This is a genomic window from Pelomonas sp. CA6 (genome assembly GCF_022549225.1).
GTDB lineage: Bacteria > Pseudomonadota > Gammaproteobacteria > Burkholderiales > Burkholderiaceae_C > Roseateles.
Window position 1 is genome coordinate 1 of record NZ_JAKZFD010000019.1, and the last position, 23,482, is coordinate 23,482.

The window sequence follows — 23,482 nt, forward strand, 5'->3', positions numbered from 1 at the left end:
GTCTCAGCAAACGGCACCAACGCTACCGCGGCCCTCAGAAGGCTGGCCATCTCATTCATTCGGGCTGCTGCCTCGTCAGAGTTCAGCCTTGAGTGCAAAAAGTTCAGTCTTGAGTGAAAACCGACAGTGGAGGTGGCCACGGGCGCCCAGCTGTGCAATTCATCCCCCCTCCCATGCAGTCCGTCGCAGCCGACTGGGGCCGCGCCAGGGTGCTTGTTATGGTGTGCTACATCACCAACACAGCAGGGTCCCACCATGCACAGCTGGAGCGATCACTCTCCCATCTATCAGCAACTGGCCGACCGGTTGGCGGCGCAGTTGCTGGACGGCGATCCGCCCGAGGGGCAGGCCATGCCCTCGGTGCGCACGCTGGCCAGCCGCTATCTGATCAACCCGCTGACCGTCAGCCGGGCGCTGCAGGCGCTTTCCGACGCCGGCCTGGTGGAGGCGCGGCGCGGCCAGGGTATTTACGTGATGCTGGGCGCCCGCGAGCGCCTGCTGCAGAGCGAGCGCGAGCAGTTCCTGCGCCAGGAATGGCCGCGGCTGCGCCAGAAGCTGCGCCGGCTGGGACTGTCGGCCAAGGACCTGAACTGGGAGGAATTGCAATGAGCGCGCTGATTGACGCCAAGAACCTGAGCCTCAGCTACGGCCGCAAGGCGGCGCTGCAGGATGTGAGCTTCCAGATCCCGGCGGGCCGCGTGGTCGGCCTGCTGGGGCACAACGGCGCGGGCAAGACCTCGCTGATGAAGGCCCTGGTGGGGCTGAAGAAGCCCGAGGGCAGCCTGCAGGTGCTGGGCCGGGATCCATTCCGGCAGCGCGAGCAGCTGCTGGCCGACCTCTGCTACATCCCGGACGTCGCGGTGCTGCCGCGCTGGGCCCGGGTGCATGAGCTGGTGCGGCTGATGACGGGGCTGCAGCCGCGCTTCTCGCCGGAGCGCGCGCGCCAGCTGCTCAAGCGCACCTCGGTGGGCTGGGACGACAAGGTCAAGAGCCTGTCCAAGGGCATGGTCACCCAGCTGCACCTGGCGCTGGTGGCGGCGATCGATGCGCGGCTGATGATCCTGGACGAACCGACGTTGGGCCTGGACGTGATGTCGCGCAAGAGCTTTTACGAGATGCTGGTCGACGAGTGGTGCGACGGCGAGCGCAGCGTGCTGATCTCCACCCACCAGGTCGAGGAGGTGGAGTCGCTGCTGTCCGACGTGATCATGCTGGACGAGGGCCGGCTGGTGCTGAACATCAGCCTGGAGGAGATGGACTCACGCTTCGTCGCGCTGTCGCACGACCCGGAGGCGGCGGACGCGGTGGCCTCGGCGCATCCGCTGCTGCGCTACCGGCTGCAAGGGCGGCCCACCGCGCTGTTCGATGGCGCGCCGCCACCCACCGTGGCGGCGCTGGGCCAGCGCGTGCGGCCCAGCCTGGTGGACCTGTTCATGGCGCTGACGCGCAAGCCCGAAATCCAAGCCGGCCAGGCCTGAGGAGACGACGATGAGCAAGACCTTCCAAACCCTGATGCTGCGCGAATGGCTGCAGCATGGCCGCGGCTGGCTGCTGGTGGCGCTGGTGCCGCCGGCGCTGGCGTTGCTGATGCTGTTGCTGCCCTTCGGGACGGTGCAACTCGACGAGCCCCTGGACCCGACCGAGCTGGCGCTGATGAGCCTGACGATCACCGCCTATCTGGTGCTGATGATCAGCTGGAGCATCGCCGCGCTGCAGCTGCCCGGCCTGGCCCGGCGCGATCAGCAGGACCGCTCGATCGAGTTCTGGCTCTCGCTGCCGGCCAGCCATGTGCAGAGCCTGGGCGCGCAGCTGAGCATGCATCTGCTGCTGGTACCCATGGGCGCGCTGTTGATCGGCGCGCTCTGCGGGATGGTGTTGGCGCCACTGGTGACGGCCAAGGCCTTTGGCATTGCCGCGCTGGCCCACGTGTCCTGGGGCGGCATGGTGCTGCCGCTGGCAGCGCTGGGCCTGCTGCGTGGGCTGCTGGGCGTGGCGCTGGCGGTGCTGTGGCTGGCGCCTATCCTGCTGGCCTTCATGGTGGCCTCGGCCTGGCTCAAGCGCTGGGGTGCCCCCGCGCTCGTCGTCGGGACCGCGCTGGTGGCACTGCTGCTGAGGAAGTTCTACGGCTGGACCTGGGTCGGCGAGCTGCTGGCCACGCAGTTCTCCAAGGCTCGCGAGGCGCTGCTGGGCTCCGAAATGACGGTCAGCGCCGGTGGGCCGCGCGAAAGCCTGTCGGCCATGGGGCAATGGCTGGTGCAGGACACCGGGCGGGCCCTGGCCGATGCGCTGTCGCTCAACTTCATCGGCGGCCTGGTGCTCGCGGCGCTGTTGTTCGCCGCGCTGGTGGCGCGCCGCCGACAAGGCTGATCAGCCGAAGGGTCGCACGCCGATCAGCCACTGATGCAGGCCCAGCACGAAGGCCGCCCAAGCGGTGACGCCGATCGCCCCGGTGGCCAGGGTGCCGGCAAGCGTGGACGTGGCCGGCGCGGTGGCCGCGGGACGGCGGCGTGCGGAGCGGAAATCGAGCACGGCCCAGAGCAGAAAGCTGCCGAAGAGCAGCAGATCGGCCGCGGTGTTGTTGGCCAGCAGATGGGCCAGCGCCCAGACCTTGACGGCCAGCAGCATGGGGTGGGCCAGCCGGGACTTCAGGTGGTTGCGTGGCACATAGGCCGCCGCCAGCAGCACCAGCGAACCCAGCATCAGCAGGCCAGCCAAATGGTTCATGCCCTTGGGCACGGCCCACAGCGGCAGGGGCGTCAGGCGGGCCTGGCCATAGCCCCACACCATCAGGCCCAGTCCCAGCGCGGAGACCAGGCTGTACAGGCCCTTCCAGCGTTTCTCGCCCAGGCGGGCCAGCTGACGTGAGCGCCAATCCTCGGCGACGATGCGGGTGGCGTGCACCCCCAGAAACAGAATCAGTCCCAGCGTCAGCCACAGCATGCGTCTCGTCTCCCGGGCACCCATGCCCGCGGGGCGGACTATGCGTCAGCCGGCGGCCCGCTGTCCACCCGGCGCCGTGGCCCTGCAGCGTTGGCGGCGCCGCGGCCGTCAGGCCTGCGCGGGGGCGGTGGGCGCGGCCTGGACCAGGCGCAGGTCGCCTTCGGCCAGTTCCAGCAGGCGCAGACTGCCCCACAAGGCCAGCAGCACCAGCGCCAGCCACAGCAGGGGTTTGAGCACGCGCAGCAGCCGGGCGGGCCGTGGATGGGGGAGATGGGCTCGGGCTTGCATGGGCAACCTCCGTACCGCTCAGCTGACCACCACGCCCAGCCCCCACAGCAGGGCGGGATACACCAAACCCCAGGCGGTGGCGACCAGGGCCAGTACCTTCAGTCCGGTGTAGCGGGAGGAATCCTGCCGGGATGGGAAATGCGTCTTCATGGTGCGCTCCTCGCATGGCTTCCGCCTCAACGCGCAAGCTTCGTGCCAGGAAGACAGGCTCCGTGAAGACCCTTACATGCGATCCACGCGCAGGGCCAGCAGCACCGAGGTGTGGGTCTTGATCACGCCTTCGATCTCGCCGATCTCGTCCAGCAGCGCATCCAGCCGGGCGGTGCTGTCGGCCTGCAGCGTGGCCATGTAGTCGAACTCGCCGCTGACCGAGGCCAGCTGGCGCAGCTCGGGCAGGCGCGACAGGCGCTGAACGACCTCGCGGCCGGCGCGTGGCTGCACGGTGATGCCGACGAAAGCCTGCACGCCGCGCTCCACCGCCTCGCCGCCCAGGCGCACGGTGTAGCCGGCGATCAGCCCTTCGGTCTCCAGACGGGCCAGCCGGGCCACCACCGTGGTGCGCGCGATGCCCAACTTGCGTGCGAGATTGGCCGTGCTTTCGCGCGCATTGGCCTGCAGCAGCGCGACCAGCGCGCGGTCGGTCTGATCGCGCAGCGCGGGCACCCCGGGGCTGGGGGCGGGCAGCGGGGGGGCGGCCGGGACAGGACGTGGGGCGCCCTTTTTTACAGCACTCATGACAAACCCTAGGTTTCGCCGTTGTGGCGGAAGGTGATGACGAAACGTCAGGATATCAATTGTTTTTGACGATATTGCGCTTTATTCCGTCCGTGCCTGTTCCTAGACTGCCCTCCATCCCACACAACTGACAGACATCAAGGAGACCTCCCATGAAAGTGGCACTGCTGGGCGCCGGACACATCGGCCAGACGATCGCGCGACTGCTGCAGGGCAGCGGCGACTACGAGGTCACCGTGATGGACAAGAACGAGGCCGCGCTGAAGCTGCTGGCGGCCCAGGGCCTGGGCACGCAGGCGGTGGACACTGAGAACCCGGCGCAGCTGGCCGCCGCGCTGCGCGGCAAGCAGGTCGTCGTCAACGCGCTGCCCTATCACCTGGCCATCACCGCGGCCCACATGGCGCTGGAGGCCGGCTGCCACTACTTCGACCTCACCGAGGACGTGGCCGCGACCAAGGAGATCAAGCGCATCGCCGCCGGCGCCAAGACGGCCTTCATGCCGCAATGCGGCCTGGCGCCGGGCTTCATCGGCATCGTGGCGCACCACCTGTCCAAGTCCTTCGATTCGCTGCAGGACGTGAAGATGCGCGTCGGCGCGCTGCCGGCCTTCCCGACCAACGCGCTGAAATACAACCTGACCTGGAGCGTGGACGGGCTGATCAACGAGTACTGCCATCCCTGCGAGGCCATCCACGACGCCGAGCGCATCGACGCGCTGCCGCTGGAGGGACTGGAGCATTTCTCGCTGGACGGCGTGGAGTACGAGGCCTTCAACACCTCCGGCGGCCTGGGCACGCTGTGCGAAACGCTGGAAGGCCGCGTGCGCAACCTGGACTACAAGACGGTGCGCTATCCCGGCCACCGCGACCTGATGATGTTCCTGCTCGGCGACCTGCAGCTCAAGCGCGACCAGCAGACACTGAAGGACATCATGCGCCGCTCCATGCCCGCCACCATGCAGGACGTGGTGCTGGTCTTTGTGACCGTGTCGGGCATGAAGAACGGGCAGCTGCTGCAGGAGGTGTTCGCGCGCAAGATCTTCGCGCAGCGCGACGGCGAGCATCCGCTGTCTGCGATCCAGATCACGACGGCAGCCGGCATCTGCGCCGCGGTGGATCTGTTCCGCGAGGGCAAGCTGCCGCAGCAGGGCTTCATCCGCCAGGAGCAGGTGGCGTTGCCCGACTTCCTGGCCAACCGCTTCGGCAAGGCCTATCAGCAGTCGCGCCAGGTCGAGAGCATCGGCTGACGCGCGCGGCGGGAGAATGACTGCATGAACACGAACGAATTGCTGCACGCCCTGGGCGTTGCCCCGTCCGCCGTCACCGGCGGCCCGCTGACCGTGCGCTCGCCCATTGACGGCGCGGTGCTGGGCGCGGTGCCCACTGCCAGTGCCGACGACATGAAGGCCGCGGTGGCCCGCGCCCACGAGGCTTTCCAGGCCTGGCGCGTGGTGCCGGCGCCCAAGCGCGGCGAGCTGGTGCGCCTCTTTGGCGAAACGCTGCGCGCGAAGAAGACCGAACTGGCCGCGCTGGTCTCGCTGGAGGCCGGCAAGGTTGCCAGCGAGGGCCTGGGCGAGGTCCAGGAGATGATCGACATCTGCGACTTTGCCGTTGGCCTGTCGCGTCAGCTGCATGGTCTGACGATCGCGTCCGAACGCCCCGGCCACCGCATGATGGAGCAGTGGCTGCCGCTGGGCGTGGTGGGCGTGATCTCGGCCTTCAACTTCCCGGTCGCGGTGTGGGCCTGGAACGCCGCGCTGGCGCTGGTCTGCGGCAACCCGGTGGTGTGGAAGCCGTCCGAGAAGACGCCGCTGACCGCGCTGGCCACTCAGGCCCTGTTCGAGCAGGCGCTGGCGCGCTATCGCGCGGACGGCCATGCGGCGCCGCAGGGCCTGTCGCAGGTGCTGAATGGCGATGCCGCGATGGGCGAGGCGCTGGTGGACGACGCGCGCGTGGCGCTGGTCTCGGCGACCGGCTCCACCCGCATGGGCCGTGCCGTGGGGCCGCGCGTCGCGCAGCGCTTCGGCCGCGTGCTGCTGGAGCTGGGGGGCAACAACGCCATCATCGTCACGCCCAGCGCCGACCTGGACCTGGCGCTGCGCGGCATCCTGTTCGGCGCCTATGGCACCGCGGGCCAGCGCTGCACGACCACGCGCCGCCTCATCGTGCACGAGAGCATCCACGACGAGTTCGTCGCCCGCCTGGACAAGGCTCGCGCGCAGCTGCGCATCGGCCATCCGCTGGAAGAGGGCACGCTGGTCGGGCCGCTGATCGATGGCCGTTCCTTTGACGCGATGCAGACCGCGCTGGCCAAGGCGCGCGAGCAGGGCGGCCAGATCAGTGGCGGCGAGCGCGCGCTGGCCGACCGCTACCCGCAGGCCTATTACGCGGTGCCCGCGCTGGTGCGCATGCCGGCGCAGACTTCGGTGGTGCGCGAGGAAACCTTCGCGCCCATCCTGTACACGCTCAAGTACCGTGAGCTGTCCGAGGCGATCGCGATGCAGAACGACGTGCCGCAAGGCCTGTCGTCGGCCATCTTCACCAATGACATCCGCGAGGCCGAGCTCTTTGTCTCGGCGGCCGGTTCGGACTGCGGCATCGCCAACGTCAACATCGGCACCTCGGGCGCGGAGATTGGCGGCGCCTTCGGCGGCGAGAAGGAGACCGGCGGTGGCCGCGAATCCGGCTCCGACGCCTGGAAGGCCTACATGCGCCGCGCGACCAACACGGTGAACTACTCGCGCGAGCTGCCGCTGGCGCAGGGCGTGAAGTTCGACCTCTGACCCCGTCGCGGCTCCGCGCGGGACGCGGGGCCGCGTCTTTCTCTTTCCTGTCATGAAGCAAGATCCTCTGGCGAGCGGGCTGTACCGCTTGCTCGGCGCAGCCTTGGGTGAGTCCCGGGCACAACAGGCTTTTGCGCAGCTGGCGGTCGCGCCCGCGCTGCTCGGGCCGCTGGACGAAGCCGCCCGACTGGGGCGCGCCGAGATTGCGCAGGCGCTGAACATGGCGCTGTTTCTGGACGTGTGCGAGCGCGTGCCCATGGCCGCGGCCTATGTGGCGGACCTGCAGCGCGCCGGCCAGCCCCTGGTGCTGGACCATGGCGCGCTGCGCACCGTGGCCTGGGCCAGTGGCGCGCTGCCGCCGGGCGAGGCGGCGATCACCCGCGTGTTGCGGCCCTTGGGCTACGAGATGGCGGCTACCTATCCGCTGCCGCGCCTGAAGATGACCGGCCGCGCCTGGCGACATCAGGATCTGCCGGAGCAGATTTCGCAGTTCTTCGTCTCCGAGCTGCATCCCGAGCGCTTCACGCCGGCCTTCCAGGACGCGGTGGGGCGCGTGCTGGCGAGTTCACGCGACCCGCTGGGGCCGCAGGACATCGCGCGGCTGGAGCGACTGGCGCGCGACCGTGCGCTGCCGCTGGACGACGCGGCGGCGCTGCTGCCGCGCCTGCTGGCCTGCTTCGGCCGCCAGCATGGCGAGGTCGCGCTGTCCGACTATCACCTGCTGCTGGCCGAGTCGGCCGAGATGGCCTGGATCGCGACCGAGGGCAATGCCTTCAACCATGCGACCGACCGCGTCCAGGACCTGGAGGCGGTGGTGGCGGCGCAGCGTGCGCTGGGGCGGCCGATCAAGGCCCATGTGGAGGTGTCAGCCACCGGCCGGGTGCGCCAGACCGCCTTCGTCGCCGCCCGCGTGATGCGTGATTTCGTCGATGGTGGGCGCCGCGTGCCGCTGGAGGTGCCGGGCTCCTTCCACGAGTTCATCCAACGCGCGGCGCTGCCCGACGGGGCGGCGCTGGATCTGGCCTTCGACGCGGGCAACGCCACCGGCATCTTCCGCATGACGGCGGCGAGCGCCGAAACGGCCACGGCCTGCTGAGCGCGTGATGGCGGTGCAGGAGTTCCTGACCCAGGCGCGCGCGTTGTGCGGCGAGGCGCATGTCGCGGGCGCTGCCGAGATCGAGCCGCGCTACCTGCAGCCCGCCCGCTATGGCGCGGGTCAGGCCGCCGCGTGGGCGCGGCCCGGCGACGCGGCGCAGGCGGCGGCGCTGCTGGCGCTGGCTCGCCGGCACGGACTGCGCGTCGTGCCGCAGGGCGCGCATACCGGACTGGTGCGTGCCGCCACGCCGCAGGACGCGCGGCGCGACCTGGTGCTGAGCACCGAGCGGCTGCGCGAGGTGTTCGAGCTGGACGAGCTGGACCGCACGCTGCGGGTCTCCGCGGGCTGGCGGCTGTCCGAGATCAACGAGCGGCTGGCGCCGCTGGGGCTGTGGTTTCCCATCGATCTCAGCGCCGATCCCAGCGTGGGCGGCATGCTGTCCCACAACACCGGCGGCACGCGCATGCTGCGCTATGGCGACGTGCGCGCCAACACGCTGGGGCTGGTGGTGCTGCCGGCCGAGACGCTTGGCCATGATGGGCCGCTGCGCCTGGGCCAGGGGCTGCAGAAGGACAACTCGGCGCTGGCGCTGCAGCAGCTTTTCATCGGCGCTTCCGGCAGCCTGGGGCTGATCGTCGAGGCCACGCTCAAGCTCAGCCCGCTGCCGCGCCAGCGCGCGGTGGCGCTGCTGGCGCCGCGCGACACGGCCGCCGTGCTGCCGCTGTACCAGGCGGCCATGGCGCGCTGGGGCTCGCTGGTTTCGGCCTTCGAGGGCCTCAGCCGCGAAGCTCTGGCGGCCGGCCTGCACGGGCAGGATCTGTCGCGTTGGTTCAGGGGCCGGCTGCCCGAATACGCGCTGCTGATCGAGCTTGGCAGCGAGCTGCCGCGCCAGCAGCTGGACCTGGCCCAGCTGCTGCAGGTCGGGCTGGAAGAGGATCTGGCGTGCGGCCTGTTGAGCGATGCGGTGCTGGAGGCCGACGAGGCGGTCTGGGCGCTGCGCCATCGCATCAGCGAAGGGCTGCGCGCGCAGGGCACGGTGATCGGACTGGACCTCTCGCTGCCGCGTCGCCACTTCATGGCCTTGCGCGAGCGGGGGCGGGCCTGGCTGGCGGCGCACTGGCCGCAGGCGCGCCTGGCCGACTTCGGCCACCTGGGCGATGGCGGCCTGCATTTCAACGTGCTGTGGCCGCGCGAGGCCGGCCCGCTCGCGCCGGGGCAAGACCTGGCACTGCGGCAGGCCGTCTATGCGATGGTGGCCGAGCTGGGGGGCTCCATCAGCGCCGAACATGGCGTCGGCCCGCAACTGGCCCAGGCCTACCGCGCGCATTGGCAGGGGCTCAATCCGGCATTGCTGGCCTGGTCCGGTCGGCTGCAGTCGCTGTTCGATCCCGAGCGTCAAATGGGGCTGGCCGAATGGGGTTTGGAAGCGATGACCGATTGATTTTCAAAAAATGCTTGGCAGATTCGAAAACCATGCTATAGTCTCAATTCTTCGCGAAACGAAGACCTGAAAGCCCAGGTGGCGGAATTGGTAGACGCACTAGTTTCAGGTACTAGCGGGTAACTCCGTGGAGGTTCGAGTCCTCTCCTGGGCACCAAACAAAAAGGCCAGCACGCAAGTGCTGGCCTTTGCGTTTTGGGGCGTCCGGATCGCTCCTCGGGCCTGTGGGGGTGAGGCGAGCACGGAGATCCTTGCGTGCGTCTCGACCTAGTGCCCAAGTGCCCAAGTGCCCAAGTGCCTCACACCAAGAAGAACGGCCCCCGCGGGGGCCGTTCTTGCGTGAGCATCACCAGATGCGGATGCGCTCCGCGCTGGGCTTGAACATCTTGTCGCCCGGCTTGGTGGAGAAGGCCTCGTGGAAGCCGTCGTGGTTGACCGCGGCGCCGTTGGCGCGGAACTCCGGCGGGGAATGTGGGTCCACGGTGAGCAGCTGCAGGCGGCGCTCTTCGCGCGCCTTTTCGCGCCAGGCCTGGGACCAGCCGAGGAAGAAGCGCTGCTGGCCGGTGTACCCGTCGATCACCGGCGCGGGCTTGCCGCCCAGCGAGCGCAGATAGGCCTTGTAGGCGACCTGCAGGCCGGAGAGGTCGGCGATGTTTTCGCCCAGCGTCAGCTTGCCGTTGAGGTGCTTGCCGGGAATCGGCTCGTAGCCCTCGTACTGGGCCACCAGCTTGGCGCCCACCGCCTCGAAGGCCTTGCGGTCGTCCTCGGTCCACCAGTTACGCAGCGCGCCGTCGCCGTCGAACTGGGCGCCCGAATCGTCGAAGCCATGGCTGATTTCATGCCCGATCACGGCGCCGATGGCCCCGTAGTTCACTGCGTCGTCCGCCTTCATGTCGAAGAAGGGCGGCTGCAGGATGGCGGCCGGGAACACGATCTCGTTCTGCAGCGGGTTGTAGTAGGCGTTGACGGTCTGTGGCGTCATCAGCCACTCGCGGCGATCCACCGGCTTGCCGGCCTTGGCCGCCTGGCGCGCCCATTCAAAGTGGGCGGCGCGCTGGTTGTTGCCCAGCGCGTCCCCGGCGCGGACCTCGAGCTGGGCATAGTCGCGCCAGTGTTCGGGGTAGCCGATCTTGACCATGTACTTGGACAGCTTGTCCTGCGCCTGCGCCTTGGTGGCGGGCGTCATCCAGCTCAGGCCGTCGATGGATTCCTTGTAGGCGGCCAGCAGGTTGTCGACCAGCTTGACCATGCGTGCCTTGGCCTCGGGCGGGAAATGGCGCGCCACATAGACCTGGCCCACCGCTTCGCCCAACGCGCCATTGACCTCGGTGACGGCCTTTTGCCAGCGCGGCAGCTCGCTCTTGGCGCCGGTCAGCGCGGTGCCGTGGAAAGCGAAATGTGCGTCGCGCAGCGACTTGGGCAGCACGCCGGCCATCGCGTCCAGGCTGCGCAGGCGCAGGTACAGCTTCCAGTCGGCCAGCCCGACCTCTCCGAAGAGCTTGGCGACGCCGATCGTGAAGCTGGGCTGCGACACCGACAGCAGCTCCTGGTCGCCCACCCGGGCGGCCTTCAGGAATCCGGCCCAGTCAAAACCGGGCGCGGCCTTGGCCAGCTCGGCCGGGCTCATGGGGTTGTAGACCTTGACCGGATCGCGGTTGTCCACTTGCGTCCAGTGCAGTTCGGCGATGCGCTGCTCCAGCGCCATCACGCGCTGCGCGGCCGCCGCGGCATCGGCCTCGCCGGCCGCCTTGGCCAACTGCTCCAGGTAGCCGACGTAGGCGGCGCGGGCCTTGGCCATGCGCTCGTCGTCCTTCTTCAGGTAGTAGTCGCGATCCGGCAGGCCGAGGCCGCCCTGCCAGGTCAGCAGGCGGTTGATGGTGGGTTTCTTGAAGTCCGCCTCGATGGTCAGCAGCACCGGGGTGTTGACCAGACCCTGGGACTGGCCCAGCCAGGCGGCCAGCTGCTCGCCGTTCTGGATCGCCGAGATGCTGTCCAGCCAGGGCTGCACCGGCTTCAGGCCGGCCTTGTCGATCGCGGCGGTGTCCATGTAGGCGGCGTAGTACTGGCCGATCTTTTGCTCGACGCTGCCGGCTTTGGGCTTCTTCGCGGCCAGCTCCTCGATGATGCGGCGCACGCGCGCATCGGATTGGTCGCGCAGCTGGATGAAGGTGCCGTAGGAGGATTTGTCGGCCGGGATCTCGGTGCGGTCCAGCCAGTGGCCGTTGGCGGCGCGGAACAGGTCGTCCTGGGGGCGCGACTGGGCGTCGAACCCCTTCAGATCCAGGCCGGAAACCGGCGGAGCGGCCAGCGCGGCCGTGCCCAGCTGCATCAGCAGGGCCAAGGTGGTGAGTCGGAGAGCTGCTTTCATGGCGGTGGGTGTCTGAGTGCGGGCGGAGCCCGACGGAATGACCAGCCTATGCCAGAAGCCACGCCCAGGCTGAAAGCCATGGGCCCGGCTGTCGCGCGGCGGCTGCGGATGGAAAACGCTGAAGTATCAGGCGCGGCGGGCCAGGCTGTCCTGCAACAGCTGCGCGGTGGCGGCGATCACGGCATCGGGCTGGTCGCGGTGCGGCACATGGCCGCACCGCGCCAGTGCCAGCACGCGGGTGTCGGCATGCAGGCGGGCGACCGCATGGATCTGCTCCAGCGTGCCGTACTCGTCCTCTTCGCCCTGCGTCGCCAGCACCGGGCAGCGCAATCCGCGCAGATCGGCCTCGATGTTCCAGTGCTCGAAGCCAGGGCGCAGCCAGGCGTCGTTCCAGCCGTAGAAGGCGGAGTCCAGGTCCTGGTGGTAGCGCGCCAGGCGCTGGCGCAGATCGCCCTGTTCATAGGCGGCCTTGGCCTCGCGCAGGCCCCGCAGCGTGATCGCTTCGACGAAGAGGTGAGGCGCCGCGGCGACCACGCCCAGGACGTGCTCGGGGAAAGCTGCCGCATACAACAGCGCAAGGCTGGCGCCGTCGCTGTGGCCGAAGAGCAGGAAGCGCTCCTGCTGCAGGCCCAGCGCGTCGAAGTAGCGAGGCAACAGTTCGCGCGCCTGGCGCTGCAGATAGTCCTGGGGCCAGGGCTCGCTGCGCGGCGTGCTGCGCCCATAGCCCGGCCGCGAGAACATCAGGCCGCGGCAGTCCAGCGCGTCGCACAGGCGCTGCGGGAAGCTGCGCCACATCGCGATGGAGCCCAGTCCTTCGTGTAGGAAGACGATCAGCGGCCGCTCGCGGCGCTGCGGGCTCAGCCAGGCGCTCTCGATCTGCAGTTCGCGGCCGGCCGCGTCGCGCATCGGCTGCATCCAGGTTTCCATCATCGGGGTGGTCCTTCGTTTGTGCGCATCTGTGGCCCATCGTCGGGCGCGGGGCGGCGAATGCGGCGATTGTGCGACACCCCGCTGCGATACTTCCCCCAAGACGCGCCGGACGGCCGGGCCATGCCAGCCCATGCCGGACCGACGCTGCACAGGCAAAGACAAGCACTGGAGATGCAGATGGAGACATTGCAGCTGTCGCTGGACGGGCGAGGCGTGGCCACGGTCACGATGAACCGTCCGGAGGTGTTCAACGCCTTCAACGAGGCCATGATCGCGGAGCTCGACCAGGTCTTCGCCCAACTGGGCGACGATCCGGCGGTGCGGCTGGTGCTGCTGCAGGGGGCCGGCAAGGCCTTCAGCGCGGGCGCCGACCTGCAGTGGATGAAGCGCGCGTCCGAGGCTACGCTGGAATGGAACCTGGACGACGCGCGCCGCTTTGCCGCGATGCTGGACCGCATCGCACGCTGCCCCAAGCCCACGCTGGCGCGCGTGCATGGGCTGGCGCTGGGCGGCGGCGTGGGGCTCACGCTGGCCTGCGACCTGGCCATCGCGGGTGCCGATGCGAAGTTCGCGGTCAGCGAGGCGCGCTTCGGCATCCTGCCGGCCGTGATCGGCCCTTATGTCGTGAACGCGGTCGGGCCGCGCCAGGCACGCCGGCTCGCGCTGACCGCCAGCCGGATCGGCGCCGACGAGGCTGGCGCGATGGGCCTGGTGCACGAGGTGGTGGCGCCCGACGCGCTGGATGCGACGGTGGACCGCTGGGTGGATGAGCTGCTGCTCAATGGTCCGCAGGCTCAGCGCGAGATCAAGGCGCTGTTCGCGCAGCTGGAGGTGGGGCCGGTGACCGAGCCGGTGCGCGAGCTCACCGCGCAGACCATCGCCCGCGTGCGCAAGACCGACGAGGCCCGCGAAGGTTTTGCCGCCTTTCTCGGCAAGCGTCCCGCGGCGTGGGTCCCGCGGCAGTCCTGAACCCCGCTCCTAGCAGAGGTCGTCATGAGTGAAGAGAACAAGGGCTGGGCCATCGCCCAGCGGGAGCCGGCGCAGGCGCCGGTGGCGGTGATTGGTGCCGGTGTGATGGGCGCGGGCATCGCGCAGGTCGCGGCGCAGGCCGGGCATCCGGTCCAACTGCTGGATCTGCGCCCGGGCGCCGCGGAGGCGGCGATCGGCCAGATCGGCAAGGCCCTGCAGGGGCTGGTGGACAAGGGCCGCCTGGAGGCCGCGCAGCGGGAGACCGTGTTGGCGCGCCTGCGGCCCGCCGCCGCGGTCTCCGAGCTGGCCGATGCCGTGCTGGTGGTGGAGGTGATCGTCGAGAAGCTGGAGCCGAAGCAGGCGTTGCTGCGCGAGCTGGATGGCCTGCTGCCGCCCGAGGCGCTGATCGCGTCCAACACCTCGTCCATCAGCATCACCGCGCTGGCCAACGGCATGCAGCGCCCGGAGCGGCTGGTGGGCATGCACTTCTTCAACCCGGTGCCGCTGATGAAGCTGGTGGAGGTGGTGTGGGGCGCCGAGACTTTGGCCTCGGCCGCCGCCGCGGTGGAACAGATCGCGCGGCGCTGGGGCAAGACCCCAGTGCATGCCAAGTCCACGCCCGGCTTCATCGTGAACCGCATTGCTCGGCCGTACTACGCCGAGACCCTGCAGTTGCTGCAGGAGCAGGCCGCGACGCCCGCGCTGCTGGACCGTGCGCTGCGCGCTGCCGGCTTTCGCATGGGGCCTTGCGAGCTGATGGACCTGATCGGCCACGACACCAACTATCTGGTGACGCAGTCGGTGTTCGAGGCGAACTTTGGCGACAAGCGCTACCAGCCCTCCCTGGTGCAGAAGGCGCTGGTCGATGGCGGCCGCCTGGGGCGCAAGGTGGGCAAGGGCTTTTATGACGGTGTGCCCGCCGCCGCTGCGCCGGTCGAACCGGGCACGGAGGAGCTGCCGGGGCTGGTGCTGGTGGGCCAAGGTCCGCTGGTCGAGCTGCTGGCCGGCTGGGCGCAACAGCGCGGGCTTGCACCGCGGCGGCGCATCGAGGCCGACTGGTGCGGCCTGGAGCTGGACGGGCTGCAGCTGCACCTGTGCCGTGGGCGCAGTGCCGCACAGCTGGCGCACGAGCGGAAGCACGAGGCACTGGCCGTGATCGACTGGCCGGTGGCGCCGGAGCGCGCCGATGGGCTGGCGATCGCGTTCGCGCCGCGCGTCTCGGCGCCTCAGCGCGAGCAGGCCCGCGCCGTGCTGCGCCGCCTGGGCTGGGAAGCCCTGGTGCTGCGCGACATTCCGGGTCTGGCGGTGGCGCGCACGCTGGCCATGCTGGTCAACGAGGGCGCGGACGCCGTCTGGCAGGGCGTCTGCGATGAGGCCGGTGCCGACACGGCGATGAAGCTGGGCGTCAACTATCCGGCCGGCCCCTTCGACTGGCTGGCCCAGTTGGGCGCGCCGGCGGTCGTGGAACTGCTGGACGCGTTGTTCGAGGCCTATCGCAGCGAGCGCTATCGCGTCAGCCCCCTGCTGCGCCAGCGGATCTGGGGCGCCTGAGCGTACCCGGGCGGGCAAGAAAAAACCGCCGCGGGGCGACCCGGGCGGTTTTCGTCAGGCACACCGGCCCTTGCGAGCCGGTGAAGCGCCGCGCCTCAGAGCAGCATGCGCAGATGAGCCTGGGCTTGCAGCAGCGGGGGCAGGCAGTGCTCCACCAGCTGCTCCATGCTCATGCGCGACGCGTGCACGCTGATGGCCATGCCGGCCACCGTGTCGCCCTTGTAGTTCTTCAGCGGCACAGCGACGGTGCGCAGGCCCTGCTCCAGCTCCTGGTCGATCAATGCATAGCCCAGCGCACGGGCGCGGGCGATCTCAATGCGCAGGCGCTCGGGATGGGTGATGGTGTGCGGCGTCAGCGCCACCAGCTCCTGACGGGCGACGAAGGCGTCGACCTCGGACTGCGGCAGAGCGGCCAGCATCACGCGGCCGTTGCCGGTGCAATAGGCCGGCACACGGGTGCCCGGCTGCAGGGTGGGGGACACCACGCGGCCGGCGCTGGTCGCCGAGATGCAGATGACGTCATTGCCGTCCAGCACGCCGGCGGAGGCGGCTTCCTTCATTGCGTAGGCCAGCTTGTGCAGCTCGGGCTCGATGATGCGCGGCAGACGGGCCGAGTGCATATAGCTCTGGCCCAGGCGCAGCACCTTGGGTGTCAGCGCGAACATCTTGCGATCCTGAGACACAAAGCCCAGATGGGTCAGCGTCAGCAGGTAGCGGCGCGCGGCCGCGCGGGTCAGGCCCGTGCGGGCGGCCACCTCGCTGATGGTCAGGCGGGGGCGTTCCTGGTCGAAGGCTTCGATCACCGCCAGACCTTTTTCCAGGCCGGCCACCAGGTCACGCTTGAGCGGACCGCTGGGCTGGTCGGAAACCGGGGCGGGGGCTTCGGGGGTCGCGACGGCGACCATTTCATCTAGTGCGCGAGCAGACATGGCTATGAAGTGCGGATAACGCCCAAATCTGCTGGGCGCAAGCAGCGAATGCCAGCGACTATAGGGAGATACGCCAGATTGACCAGTGAGAAAAGGCCTGCTCGGGCGTTATTCGCACATCAATGCACCAATTTGGTGAATGCGGCGTACAGTCCATCCCACGGCCCGGTTTTTGGGCAGGTGTCGGTCGAATCAGTCGGTCAAAGGACTGGATCAGCGGGAATGGATGGACGGCAAGGTGGCGATAGGCGAACCAGAGACAGCGAAAGGGGGAGGGAGCGCGCACTTATGTTTGTATATGTGCGAGATGCGCGCCTGTCCCGGGAAGTATCCCATGCGTCGGGCGACTGGTGTCTATCTGGTATCCGCCTGGTCATGACGTTTTTTCAACCGTGATTGAGATTCAGTCATGACCTGGGCTATCAAACCCGTTCCAGCAGAACAGCAATGCCTTGGCCGACGCCGATGCACATGGTGCACAGCGCATAGCGGCCACCGCTGCGTTGCAGCTGCTGGGTGGCGGTCGCCACCAGCCGGGCACCGCTGGCGCCCAGGGGGTGACCCAGGGCGATCGCGCCACCCATGGGGTTGACGCGCGGGTCGTCGTCCGCCACGCCCAGCTGGCGCAACACGGCCAGACCCTGGGCCGCGAAGGCCTCGTTCAACTCGATGAGGTCGATCTGATCGATGCTCAGGCCGGCCCGGGCCAGCAGCTTCTGTGTGGCGGGGGCCGGGCCTATGCCCATGATGCGCGGCTCGACGCCGGCCACGGCCATGCCGACGATGCGGGCTCGCGGCGTCAGTCCATGGCGGCGTGCTGCGTCCTCGCTGGCCAGCAGCAGCGCGCAGGCGCCGTCATTGACGCCCGAGGCATTGCCGGCGGTCACGCTGCCGTCCGGCTTCACCACGCCCTTCAGTTTGGCCAGCGCCTCCAGGCTGGTTTCGCGCGGGTGCTCGTCCTGGCGCACGACCAACGGGTCGCCCTTGCGCTGCGGAATGCTGACGGGGCAGATCTCGGCGTCGAAGCCGCCCGTGCGCTGGGCTGCCAAAGCCTTGGTCTGGCTGGCCAGGGCCATGCGGTCCTGGTCTTCGCGCGAAATGCCGAATTGCTGCGCCACGTTCTCCGCCGTCTCGGGCATGGAGTCGACGCCGTAGCGGGCCTTCATCAGCGGGTTGATGAAGCGCCAGCCTATGGTGGTGTCGTAGACCGCGTTGTTGCGCGAAAAGGCGCTTTCGGCCTTCGGCATCACGAAGGGCGCGCGGCTCATGCTTTCCACGCCGCCAGCAAGCATCAGCCCGGCTTCCCCGGCGCGGATTGCGCGGGCGGCCGACCCGACCGCATCCATACCCGAGCCGCACAGCCGGTTCAGTGTCAGCCCCGGCACGGAGGTCGGCAGTCCGGCCAGTAACGCGGACATGCGGGCGACGTTGCGGTTGTCCTCGCCGGCCTGGTTGGCGCAGCCGTAGAACACGTCGTCCAAGGCCTCCCAGTCGAGCTGGGGATGGCGGGCCATCAGGGCCTGGATGGGCAGCGCCCCCAGGTCGTCGGCACGCAGGCCGGACAGGGCGCCGCCATAGCGGCCGAAGGGGGTGCGTTGAGCATCACAAACAAAAGCATGCATCTTGGGTTCCTGGGTTCTATACAAGCTACTGAGCCATGGGGCCTTGAGAAAGTTCGAAATAAGAACTCAAGTTCCTATCAAGAACCTCACTTCGGGGCATGATAGTGCGCTTTGCAAAATGCGTGACAAGTTCCACGTGCACCGTGGGTGATCCTCGCCGGGCCTGCGTGCCGGGCGGAAATTCACTTAAGTTGTGAAGAAGGACAGCCGATGCTGCAAGCGAGGGCGGCCCAAAGAATGGGTGTGGAATGACATGAAGGACAGATCAGCAGATCCTTTGATCGACGTAAGCCAGCTGAAGGTGGGGATGTTCATCCACCTCGATCTCGGCTGGATGTCGCACCCGTTCCCGCTCAGCAGTTTCAAGCTCAGCTCCGAAGAGCAGTTGCTGATCCTGCGCCGGCTCGGTCTGAAGCAGGTGCGCTGGAGTCCGGGCAAGAGCGATCTGGCCACCGATGCGGTGCCCATGCCGGCGCTCGCCGAGGCGGAGCAGGTGCCGGCGCCAGCGAGCGCGGAGGACTTGGCGCGCGAACGGCACAAACGGGAACTGGCGGCCCAGCGCGAGGCCTTGCTGCAGTGCGAGCGTCAGTACGCCGAAGCCGCCACGGCGTTTCGTGAGCTGATGGACCTGGTGCCCAAGGAGCCGACTTCGGCACGCGACCGTTCGGTGGCACTGTCGCGCGCGCTGCTGGACAAGATGCTGATCGAGGGCGATCTCAATATCCGGCTGCTCAATGAAGGAGCCGGAGACCGGGGTACCGCCCATGCGTTGAATGTCGCCATCATCGCGATGCTATTGGGCCGGGCCTTCGGGCTGGGGCGCGAAGAGATGCTGGACCTGGGCGTGGGCGCGCTGCTGCATGACATCGGCAAGTCCGAACTGGCGCCGCGTTTCCGCCATCGCGACGATGGCTTCACGTCGGCCGAGAACCAGGCTTACCAGCAGCATGTGGCCAAGGGCGTGGCGGTGGCGCAGCAGATGGGCGTGGCGGCAGCGCCGCTGCTGATCATCGCGCAGCACCACGAGCATGCCGATGGCACCGGATTCCCGCAGCGCATCAATGCCGACCGCATGAGCGTGGGCGCGCGCATCGTGGCGCTGGTCAACCGCTTCGACGGGCTGTGCAATCCGCTGCTGGCCTCCAAGTCGCTGACACCTCACGAGGCCCTGTCGTTGCTGTTCGCGCAGGGGCGCAGTCGCTTTGATGCGACCATGCTCAATGCCTTCATCCGCATGATGGGGGTCTATCCACCGGGCTCCGCCGTACAGCTGACGGACGACCGGTACGCGCTGGTCGTCGCCGTGAACTCCTCGCGGCCACTGAAGCCCCGCGTGCTGGTGCACGATCCCAAGGTGCCGCGCGAAGAAGCCCTGGTGGTCAACCTCGAAGACCTGCCCGATTTGGGCATACGGCGCAGTCTCAAGCCGCAGCAGCTGCCGCGCGCGGCGCTGGACTACCTGAGCCCGCGCAGCCGGATCGCCTATTTCTTCGAATCCGCCAGTGTGGCCCCGCCCGGGGAGATGGCGGCATGAGGTCGATCCGGTGAACCTCGCTCGACCAGCGCTCGCGGCCTCCGTGCCGTCACCCTTTCAGGCCCTGATCGATGGGCTTCAGGAAGCGGTGTGGCTGGTCGATGCCGCCACCCATTGTGTGGTGGCGGTCAACAAGATGTCGCAGGCGTTGCTGGGCCTGCCTTCGGATCAGTTGCTGGGCTGCGCCATCGACTCGCTGGCGACCACGCCCGAGGATGCGCTGTTCTGGATGGACGCCGCCGCCGGAGGGCGCGACGGGCTGCACACCGACACCATGATCCGCCATGCCGATGGCCGCATGATGTGGGTGGCGCGGCGCGTCACCCATGTGCCGCAGGCGCAGGGCCAGGGGCTGTGGCTGATCGCGATGCAGGACCTGACCGCGCAGCGCCAGCATGACGAAGAGCGCGAGACCCTGCTCGCCGAGTTGCGCGCCACGCTGGAGTCGACGGCCGATGGCATTCTGGTGACCGACCTGGCCGGCCGCATGCGCAGCTTCAATCAGCGCTTCGCCGCACTTTGGGGCATTCCCGAGGACTTGCTGAACGAGCGCAATGACGAGGCGGTGCAGGCCTGGATGCGGCGCAGCGTGATCGACGGGCCAGCCTATGCGATGCGGCTGGCCTCGGTGCAGGAGTCGCCGCTGCTGCAGACCAGTGACAACATCCGCCTGATCGACGGCCGTGTGCTGGAGCGCGTGTCCCTGCCGCAATGGAGTCGGGGTCGGCCCATCGGGCGCGTGTTCTCCTTTCGCGATCTCAGCGAGAAGCTGGCCGCCAACCAGCGCATCGAGGAGCTGTCGCACACCGACATGCTCAGCGGGCTGCCCAACCGCCGTGCGCTGGCGGAGCGGCTGGATTACGCGCAGGCGATGGCGCGGCGCGAGACCAGCCCATTCGGCCTGCTCAATGTGGACCTGGATCGCTTCAAGCAGATCAACGACACGCTGGGGCATTCCTACGGCGACCGCGTGTTGAAGGAGGTGGCGCTGCGCCTGAAGGAGTCGCTGCGCGAGGTGGACACCGTGGCGAGGCTGGGCGGCGACGAGTTCGCGCTGCTGATCCACCAAGCCGATGCGCGCGGCGCCGAGCATGCGGCACGTCGCGTGCAAGAAGCGATGTCTCGCCCGTTCTGCTTTGACACGCTGAGCTTCACGGTCACCTGCAGCATCGGCATCGCGCTCTTCCCCGGCGATGGCAACAGCGCCGAGGAATTGCTCGCCAGTGCCGAGCGCGCGATGCATTGGGTGAAGGAAAGCGGCCGCAGTGCCTTCCGCTTTCACCAGCCACGCAAGGACGTGGACCTGCTGTCGCGCATGCGCCTGGACCATGCGATGCGCCAGGCGCTGCAGGAGCACGAGTTCCGTCTTCACTACCAACCCCAGGTGGCGCTGGGTACCGGCGAGGTGATCGGTGCCGAGGCGCTGATCCGCTGGCGCGACCCCTTGCGTGGCGAGGTGCCGCCATCGGAGTTCATCCCGGTCGCCGAGGAGAGCGGGTTCATCGTGGCGATCGGCAACTGGGTGCTGCAGCAGGCGGTGCAACAGGCCGCCCAGTGGCGCCGCCAGGGGCTGCGCATTCCCGTGGCGGTCAACGTGTCGGCGCTGCAGTTCCAGCAGGCCCAGTTCGTGGAAACCGTGGCGCAGGCCTTGCGCGCGGCTGACCTGTCGCCGTCATTGCTGGAGCTGGAGCTGACCGAGTCCATCCTGCTGCGTGATGCCGAAGAGGCCTTGCTGCGGCTGCAGGGTCTGGCCGAGCTGGGCGTCTGCATGTCCATCGACGATTTCGGCACCGGCTATTCCAGCCTGGGCTATCTGAAGCGCTTTCCGATTCAGCGCCTGAAGATCGACAAGAGCTTTGTCCGTGGGCTGCCCGGCGATGCCAGCGACGCGGGCATCGTCAACGCCATCATCCAGATGGGACGTGCGCTGAACCTCAAGGTGATTGCCGAGGGCGTGGAGTCCGAAGCGCAGCGCGAGTTCCTGCAGCGCTGCGGCTGCCATGAGTACCAAGGCTATCTGTTCGCCCCTGCATTGGAAGGGCGCGCCTTTGAGGAGCGCGTGATGCGCCAGAACAAGGCCCAGGTGCGGCTGCTTCGCGGCGGTGCCTGAAGAATCCCCTGCCGGATTGCCCTGAGGCGAGCAGACTCTATAGTGCTTGGCATTTCAGGGGGAGGCTGTCGTGCTCTACAAGTTCAAGTCCAAGGCCGGTGCCGATGTGCTGATGCTGCAGGCCCATGGGGACCACCTGCTGCGCGCACTGGGGCGCGAGCCGGCCCCGCGCGGCATCTTCCAGCAACAGGATCTGCCTGCCTTGCTGGCGCGGCTTGACGAGGTGATGGCCGACGAGGAGCGCCAGCTCGAGCAGGCAAGGCGCGATGCGGAGGCCGAAGGGCGTCAGCCGCCCCCGGCGCCCGAGATTCTGCTGCGCCAGCGCGCCTGGCCTTTGCGCGAGCTGATGCGCCAAGCGCAAGCGGCCGGCCATGACATCGTCTGGGGCGTCTGACATGGATGGCAGTTGCCGCATCATCGCGGTCCGTCACGGCGAGACCGCATGGAACCGGGAGGGGCGGCTGCAGGGCCACCAGGATATTCCACTGAACGAGCGCGGTCTGGCCCAGGCCGAGGCGGTGGCCCTGGCGCTGGCCGACGAGGACGTGGACGCCATCTATGCCAGCGATCTCCAGCGGGCCGCCCGCACCGCGGCAGCGATCGCCCATAGACAGGGCTTGGCGGTGCGTACCGATGCCGGGCTGCGCGAACGTGCCTTTGGCGAGTTCGAGGGATGCTGCTGGCCTGAGTTGGAGGCGCGTCGGCCCGAGGACTGTGCACGCTGGAAGCGGCGCGAGCCGGACTTCGCGCCGCCGGGCGGCGGCGAGAGCCTGCTTGACTTCCAGGTGCGCTGCGTCGGTGCTGTGGAGGCCCTGGCGCGCCGCCATCCGGGCGGCAGCATCGTCGTGGTCGCCCATGGCGGTGTGCTGGACTGCCTCTACCGGGCCGCGACCCGCCAGTCCATTCAGGCCGCGCGCACCTGGGCATTGGGCAATGCCACGATCAATCGACTGATCCACAGTGCCGGTGGGCTGTCGCTGGTGGGCTGGAACGATGACCTGCATCTGTCCGCACTGAGTGTGCTGGACGAGTCCGCCTGATAGCGCTTCCGCGTCCGCCGCACCATTGGTCACGGCGAGTATCAGAAGACTGTTGCAATTTCGCGTCGTCCGAGGTTCGCCCAAACAAGGTGACTTCTATACTCCTCGCACACCACACGCCCTAGATCGGACTCCAGTCCGGCATCACACTCAACGGACAAAGGTACATGATGAAGAAGATCGCCATCGCCGCGGCTGTCGCAGCCCTCGCTGCCCCCGCATTCGCCCAGAGCTCGGTGACCCTGTGGGGCCGGATGAACACCACGGTCGAAAGCCAGAAGTTCGGGAACCAGGGCCGCACGGTCGCCGTGGTGAACAACAACTCGCGTCTGGGCTTCCGCGGTACGGAAGACCTGGGCGGCGGCCTGAAGGCCACCTTCGAGCTGGAGCACGGCCTGAACTCCGACGACGGCAAGCAGACCAACGCCGCCTTCTGGAACCGTCAAGCCAGCGTGCAGCTGGCCGGCGACTTCGGTGCCGTGCGTCTGGGCCGCTGGACCCCCGGCTCCTACTTCGCGACCGCTGACTACGTGTCCCTGCACAACCACGACACCGGCAGCTCGGAAGACAAGCTGTACTCGGGCGCTGGCTTCACGCAGACCAACAAGGTCGGCTACTTCACCCCCAACATCAGCGGCTTCACCGGCGAATTCGCCATGCACGCTGGCGAAGGTGCGGATGCCCGTGGCTACGACGCTTCGGTGAACTACGACCAGGGTCCTCTGCACCTGGGCGCCGGCTTCAGCAAGCAAGACAAGGCCAAGCAGTACGCCATCCGCGGCCTGTACGAGCTGGGTGCTTTCACCTTCGGCGGCTACTTCCAGCGTGAAGACCTGGGCGTTGGCGCCAACGCCACCCGCAACATCGGCCGCGTGGCTGTGATGTACACGATGGGCCAGTCCGAGTTCCACCTGAACATCGGTGGCTCCAAGGCGGGTGGTGCCCTGGGTAGCTATGGCGCTTCGCAGTACACGCTGGCTTACAACTACAACCTGAGCAAGCGCACCAAGCTGTACGGCTTCTACACCACCTACGACAGCAAGGCCCCCAACAAGGCCAACGACTTCAACTCGATCGCTGCCGGTATCCGCCACAACTTCTAAGCCCTCGGGCCGGAAGACAAGAAAGGCGACCTTCGGGTCGCCT

General features: G+C 68.4%; 22 protein-coding genes and 1 tRNA gene. 15 read left to right on the forward strand and 8 right to left on the reverse strand.

The window, feature by feature from the left end:
• The first annotated feature begins 255 nt into the window (after positions 1–255).
• From LZ017_RS21380 to LZ017_RS21390, 3 genes are read left to right on the forward strand one after another with little or no spacing between them, the layout of a single operon-like run.
• Entirely contained in the window at positions 256–609 is a 354-nt protein-coding gene (locus LZ017_RS21380; protein ID WP_241398960.1) for a GntR family transcriptional regulator, read from the forward strand.
• On the forward strand, positions 606–1,478 hold the full coding sequence (locus LZ017_RS21385; RefSeq protein ID WP_241398961.1) for an ABC transporter ATP-binding protein: 873 nt from the start codon (positions 606–608) through the stop codon (positions 1,476–1,478). The genes LZ017_RS21380 and LZ017_RS21385 overlap by 4 nt, the downstream gene beginning before the upstream one ends.
• Before the next feature lie 10 nt (positions 1,479–1,488).
• Positions 1,489–2,367, forward strand: a complete 879-nt coding sequence (locus LZ017_RS21390; RefSeq protein ID WP_241398962.1) for a hypothetical protein — start codon at positions 1,489–1,491, stop codon at positions 2,365–2,367.
• On the opposite strand, the gene LZ017_RS21395 is transcribed toward LZ017_RS21390, so the two are convergent.
• The 4 genes from LZ017_RS21395 to LZ017_RS21405 form a co-directional block, all read right to left on the reverse strand.
• Positions 2,368–2,940, reverse strand: a complete 573-nt coding sequence (locus LZ017_RS21395; protein WP_241398963.1) for an NnrU family protein — start codon at positions 2,938–2,940, stop codon at positions 2,368–2,370. It lies immediately after the preceding gene.
• 108 nt (positions 2,941–3,048) lie between these two features.
• The gene (locus LZ017_RS21400) at positions 3,049–3,228 is read right to left on the reverse strand and encodes a hypothetical protein (RefSeq protein WP_241398964.1); all 180 of its coding nucleotides are present in this window, start codon (positions 3,226–3,228) and stop codon (positions 3,049–3,051) included.
• Positions 3,229–3,246: 18 nt separating this feature from the next.
• A complete protein-coding gene (locus LZ017_RS22195; RefSeq protein WP_277604841.1) occupies positions 3,247–3,378 on the reverse strand; it encodes a hypothetical protein in 132 nt (43 codons plus the stop codon).
• A gap of 72 nt (positions 3,379–3,450) precedes the next feature.
• Complete coding sequence (locus tag LZ017_RS21405) at positions 3,451–3,891, reverse strand: Lrp/AsnC family transcriptional regulator (protein ID WP_241398965.1); 441 nt, start codon at positions 3,889–3,891, stop codon at positions 3,451–3,453.
• Positions 3,892–4,115: 224 nt separating this feature from the next.
• On the opposite strand from LZ017_RS21405, the gene LZ017_RS21410 reads away from it, so the two are divergent.
• The 5 genes from LZ017_RS21410 (at position 4,116) to LZ017_RS21430 (ending at position 9,440) form a co-directional block, all read left to right on the forward strand.
• Positions 4,116–5,210 carry a saccharopine dehydrogenase family protein gene (locus LZ017_RS21410; RefSeq protein WP_241398966.1) on the forward strand — a complete coding sequence of 365 codons (1,095 nt, stop codon included), beginning with the start codon at positions 4,116–4,118 and terminating at the stop codon, positions 5,208–5,210.
• Between the two features lie 24 nt (positions 5,211–5,234).
• On the forward strand, positions 5,235–6,746 hold the full coding sequence (locus LZ017_RS21415; protein WP_241398967.1) for an aldehyde dehydrogenase family protein: 1,512 nt from the start codon (positions 5,235–5,237) through the stop codon (positions 6,744–6,746).
• Between the two features lie 52 nt (positions 6,747–6,798).
• Entirely contained in the window at positions 6,799–7,842 is a 1,044-nt protein-coding gene (locus LZ017_RS21420) for a 2-oxoadipate dioxygenase/decarboxylase family protein (protein ID WP_241398968.1), read from the forward strand.
• A gap of 7 nt (positions 7,843–7,849) precedes the next feature.
• On the forward strand, positions 7,850–9,283 hold the full coding sequence (locus LZ017_RS21425) for an FAD-binding oxidoreductase (protein WP_241398969.1): 1,434 nt from the start codon (positions 7,850–7,852) through the stop codon (positions 9,281–9,283).
• 72 nt (positions 9,284–9,355) lie between these two features.
• Positions 9,356–9,440 (forward strand) — tRNA-Leu (locus LZ017_RS21430).
• A 189-nt stretch (positions 9,441–9,629) separates the two neighbouring features.
• Here LZ017_RS21430 and LZ017_RS21435 read toward each other — a convergent pair.
• Both LZ017_RS21435 and LZ017_RS21440 read right to left on the reverse strand, forming a co-directional pair.
• The gene (locus LZ017_RS21435) at positions 9,630–11,651 is read right to left on the reverse strand and encodes a M13 family metallopeptidase (protein ID WP_241398970.1); all 2,022 of its coding nucleotides are present in this window, start codon (positions 11,649–11,651) and stop codon (positions 9,630–9,632) included.
• Positions 11,652–11,777: 126 nt separating this feature from the next.
• Positions 11,778–12,581: an alpha/beta fold hydrolase gene (locus LZ017_RS21440; protein ID WP_241398971.1), complete on the reverse strand. Its 804-nt coding sequence runs from the start codon at positions 12,579–12,581 to the stop codon at positions 11,778–11,780.
• A gap of 177 nt (positions 12,582–12,758) precedes the next feature.
• Here LZ017_RS21440 and LZ017_RS21445 point away from each other — a divergent pair, with 177 nt between their 5' ends.
• Complete coding sequence (locus LZ017_RS21445) at positions 12,759–13,550, forward strand: enoyl-CoA hydratase-related protein (protein ID WP_241398972.1); 792 nt, start codon at positions 12,759–12,761, stop codon at positions 13,548–13,550.
• 24 nt (positions 13,551–13,574) lie between these two features.
• Positions 13,575–15,101: a 3-hydroxyacyl-CoA dehydrogenase gene (locus LZ017_RS21450; RefSeq protein ID WP_241398973.1), complete on the forward strand. Its 1,527-nt coding sequence runs from the start codon at positions 13,575–13,577 to the stop codon at positions 15,099–15,101.
• A 95-nt stretch (positions 15,102–15,196) separates the two neighbouring features.
• Here the strand turns inward: LZ017_RS21450 and LZ017_RS21455 are convergent, their stop codons facing one another.
• Together LZ017_RS21455 and pcaF are read right to left on the reverse strand one after the other, a co-directional pair.
• Positions 15,197–16,006, reverse strand: coding sequence for an IclR family transcriptional regulator C-terminal domain-containing protein (locus LZ017_RS21455; protein WP_241398974.1), 810 nt, complete (start codon positions 16,004–16,006; stop codon positions 15,197–15,199).
• A 446-nt stretch (positions 16,007–16,452) separates the two neighbouring features.
• Entirely contained in the window at positions 16,453–17,652 is a 1,200-nt protein-coding gene (gene pcaF / locus LZ017_RS21460; RefSeq protein ID WP_241398975.1) for a 3-oxoadipyl-CoA thiolase, read from the reverse strand.
• 193 nt (positions 17,653–17,845) lie between these two features.
• On the opposite strand from pcaF, the gene LZ017_RS21465 reads away from it, so the two are divergent.
• The 5 genes from LZ017_RS21465 (at position 17,846) to LZ017_RS21485 (ending at position 23,439) form a co-directional block, all read left to right on the forward strand.
• Positions 17,846–19,186, forward strand: a complete 1,341-nt coding sequence (locus LZ017_RS21465; protein ID WP_308194097.1) for a DUF3391 domain-containing protein — start codon at positions 17,846–17,848, stop codon at positions 19,184–19,186.
• Between the two features lie 43 nt (positions 19,187–19,229).
• Complete coding sequence (locus LZ017_RS21470) at positions 19,230–21,296, forward strand: EAL domain-containing protein (RefSeq protein ID WP_241398976.1); 2,067 nt, start codon at positions 19,230–19,232, stop codon at positions 21,294–21,296.
• A gap of 70 nt (positions 21,297–21,366) precedes the next feature.
• Entirely contained in the window at positions 21,367–21,690 is a 324-nt protein-coding gene (locus LZ017_RS21475; protein ID WP_241398977.1) for a DUF1840 domain-containing protein, read from the forward strand.
• 1 nt (position 21,691) lies between these two features.
• Positions 21,692–22,336 (forward strand): histidine phosphatase family protein, encoded by a 645-nt coding sequence (locus tag LZ017_RS21480; RefSeq protein ID WP_241398978.1) that lies wholly within the window; start codon positions 21,692–21,694, stop codon positions 22,334–22,336.
• Between the two features lie 167 nt (positions 22,337–22,503).
• Positions 22,504–23,439 carry a porin gene (locus LZ017_RS21485; protein ID WP_241398979.1) on the forward strand — a complete coding sequence of 312 codons (936 nt, stop codon included), beginning with the start codon at positions 22,504–22,506 and terminating at the stop codon, positions 23,437–23,439.
• Positions 23,440–23,482: the final 43 nt, after the last annotated feature.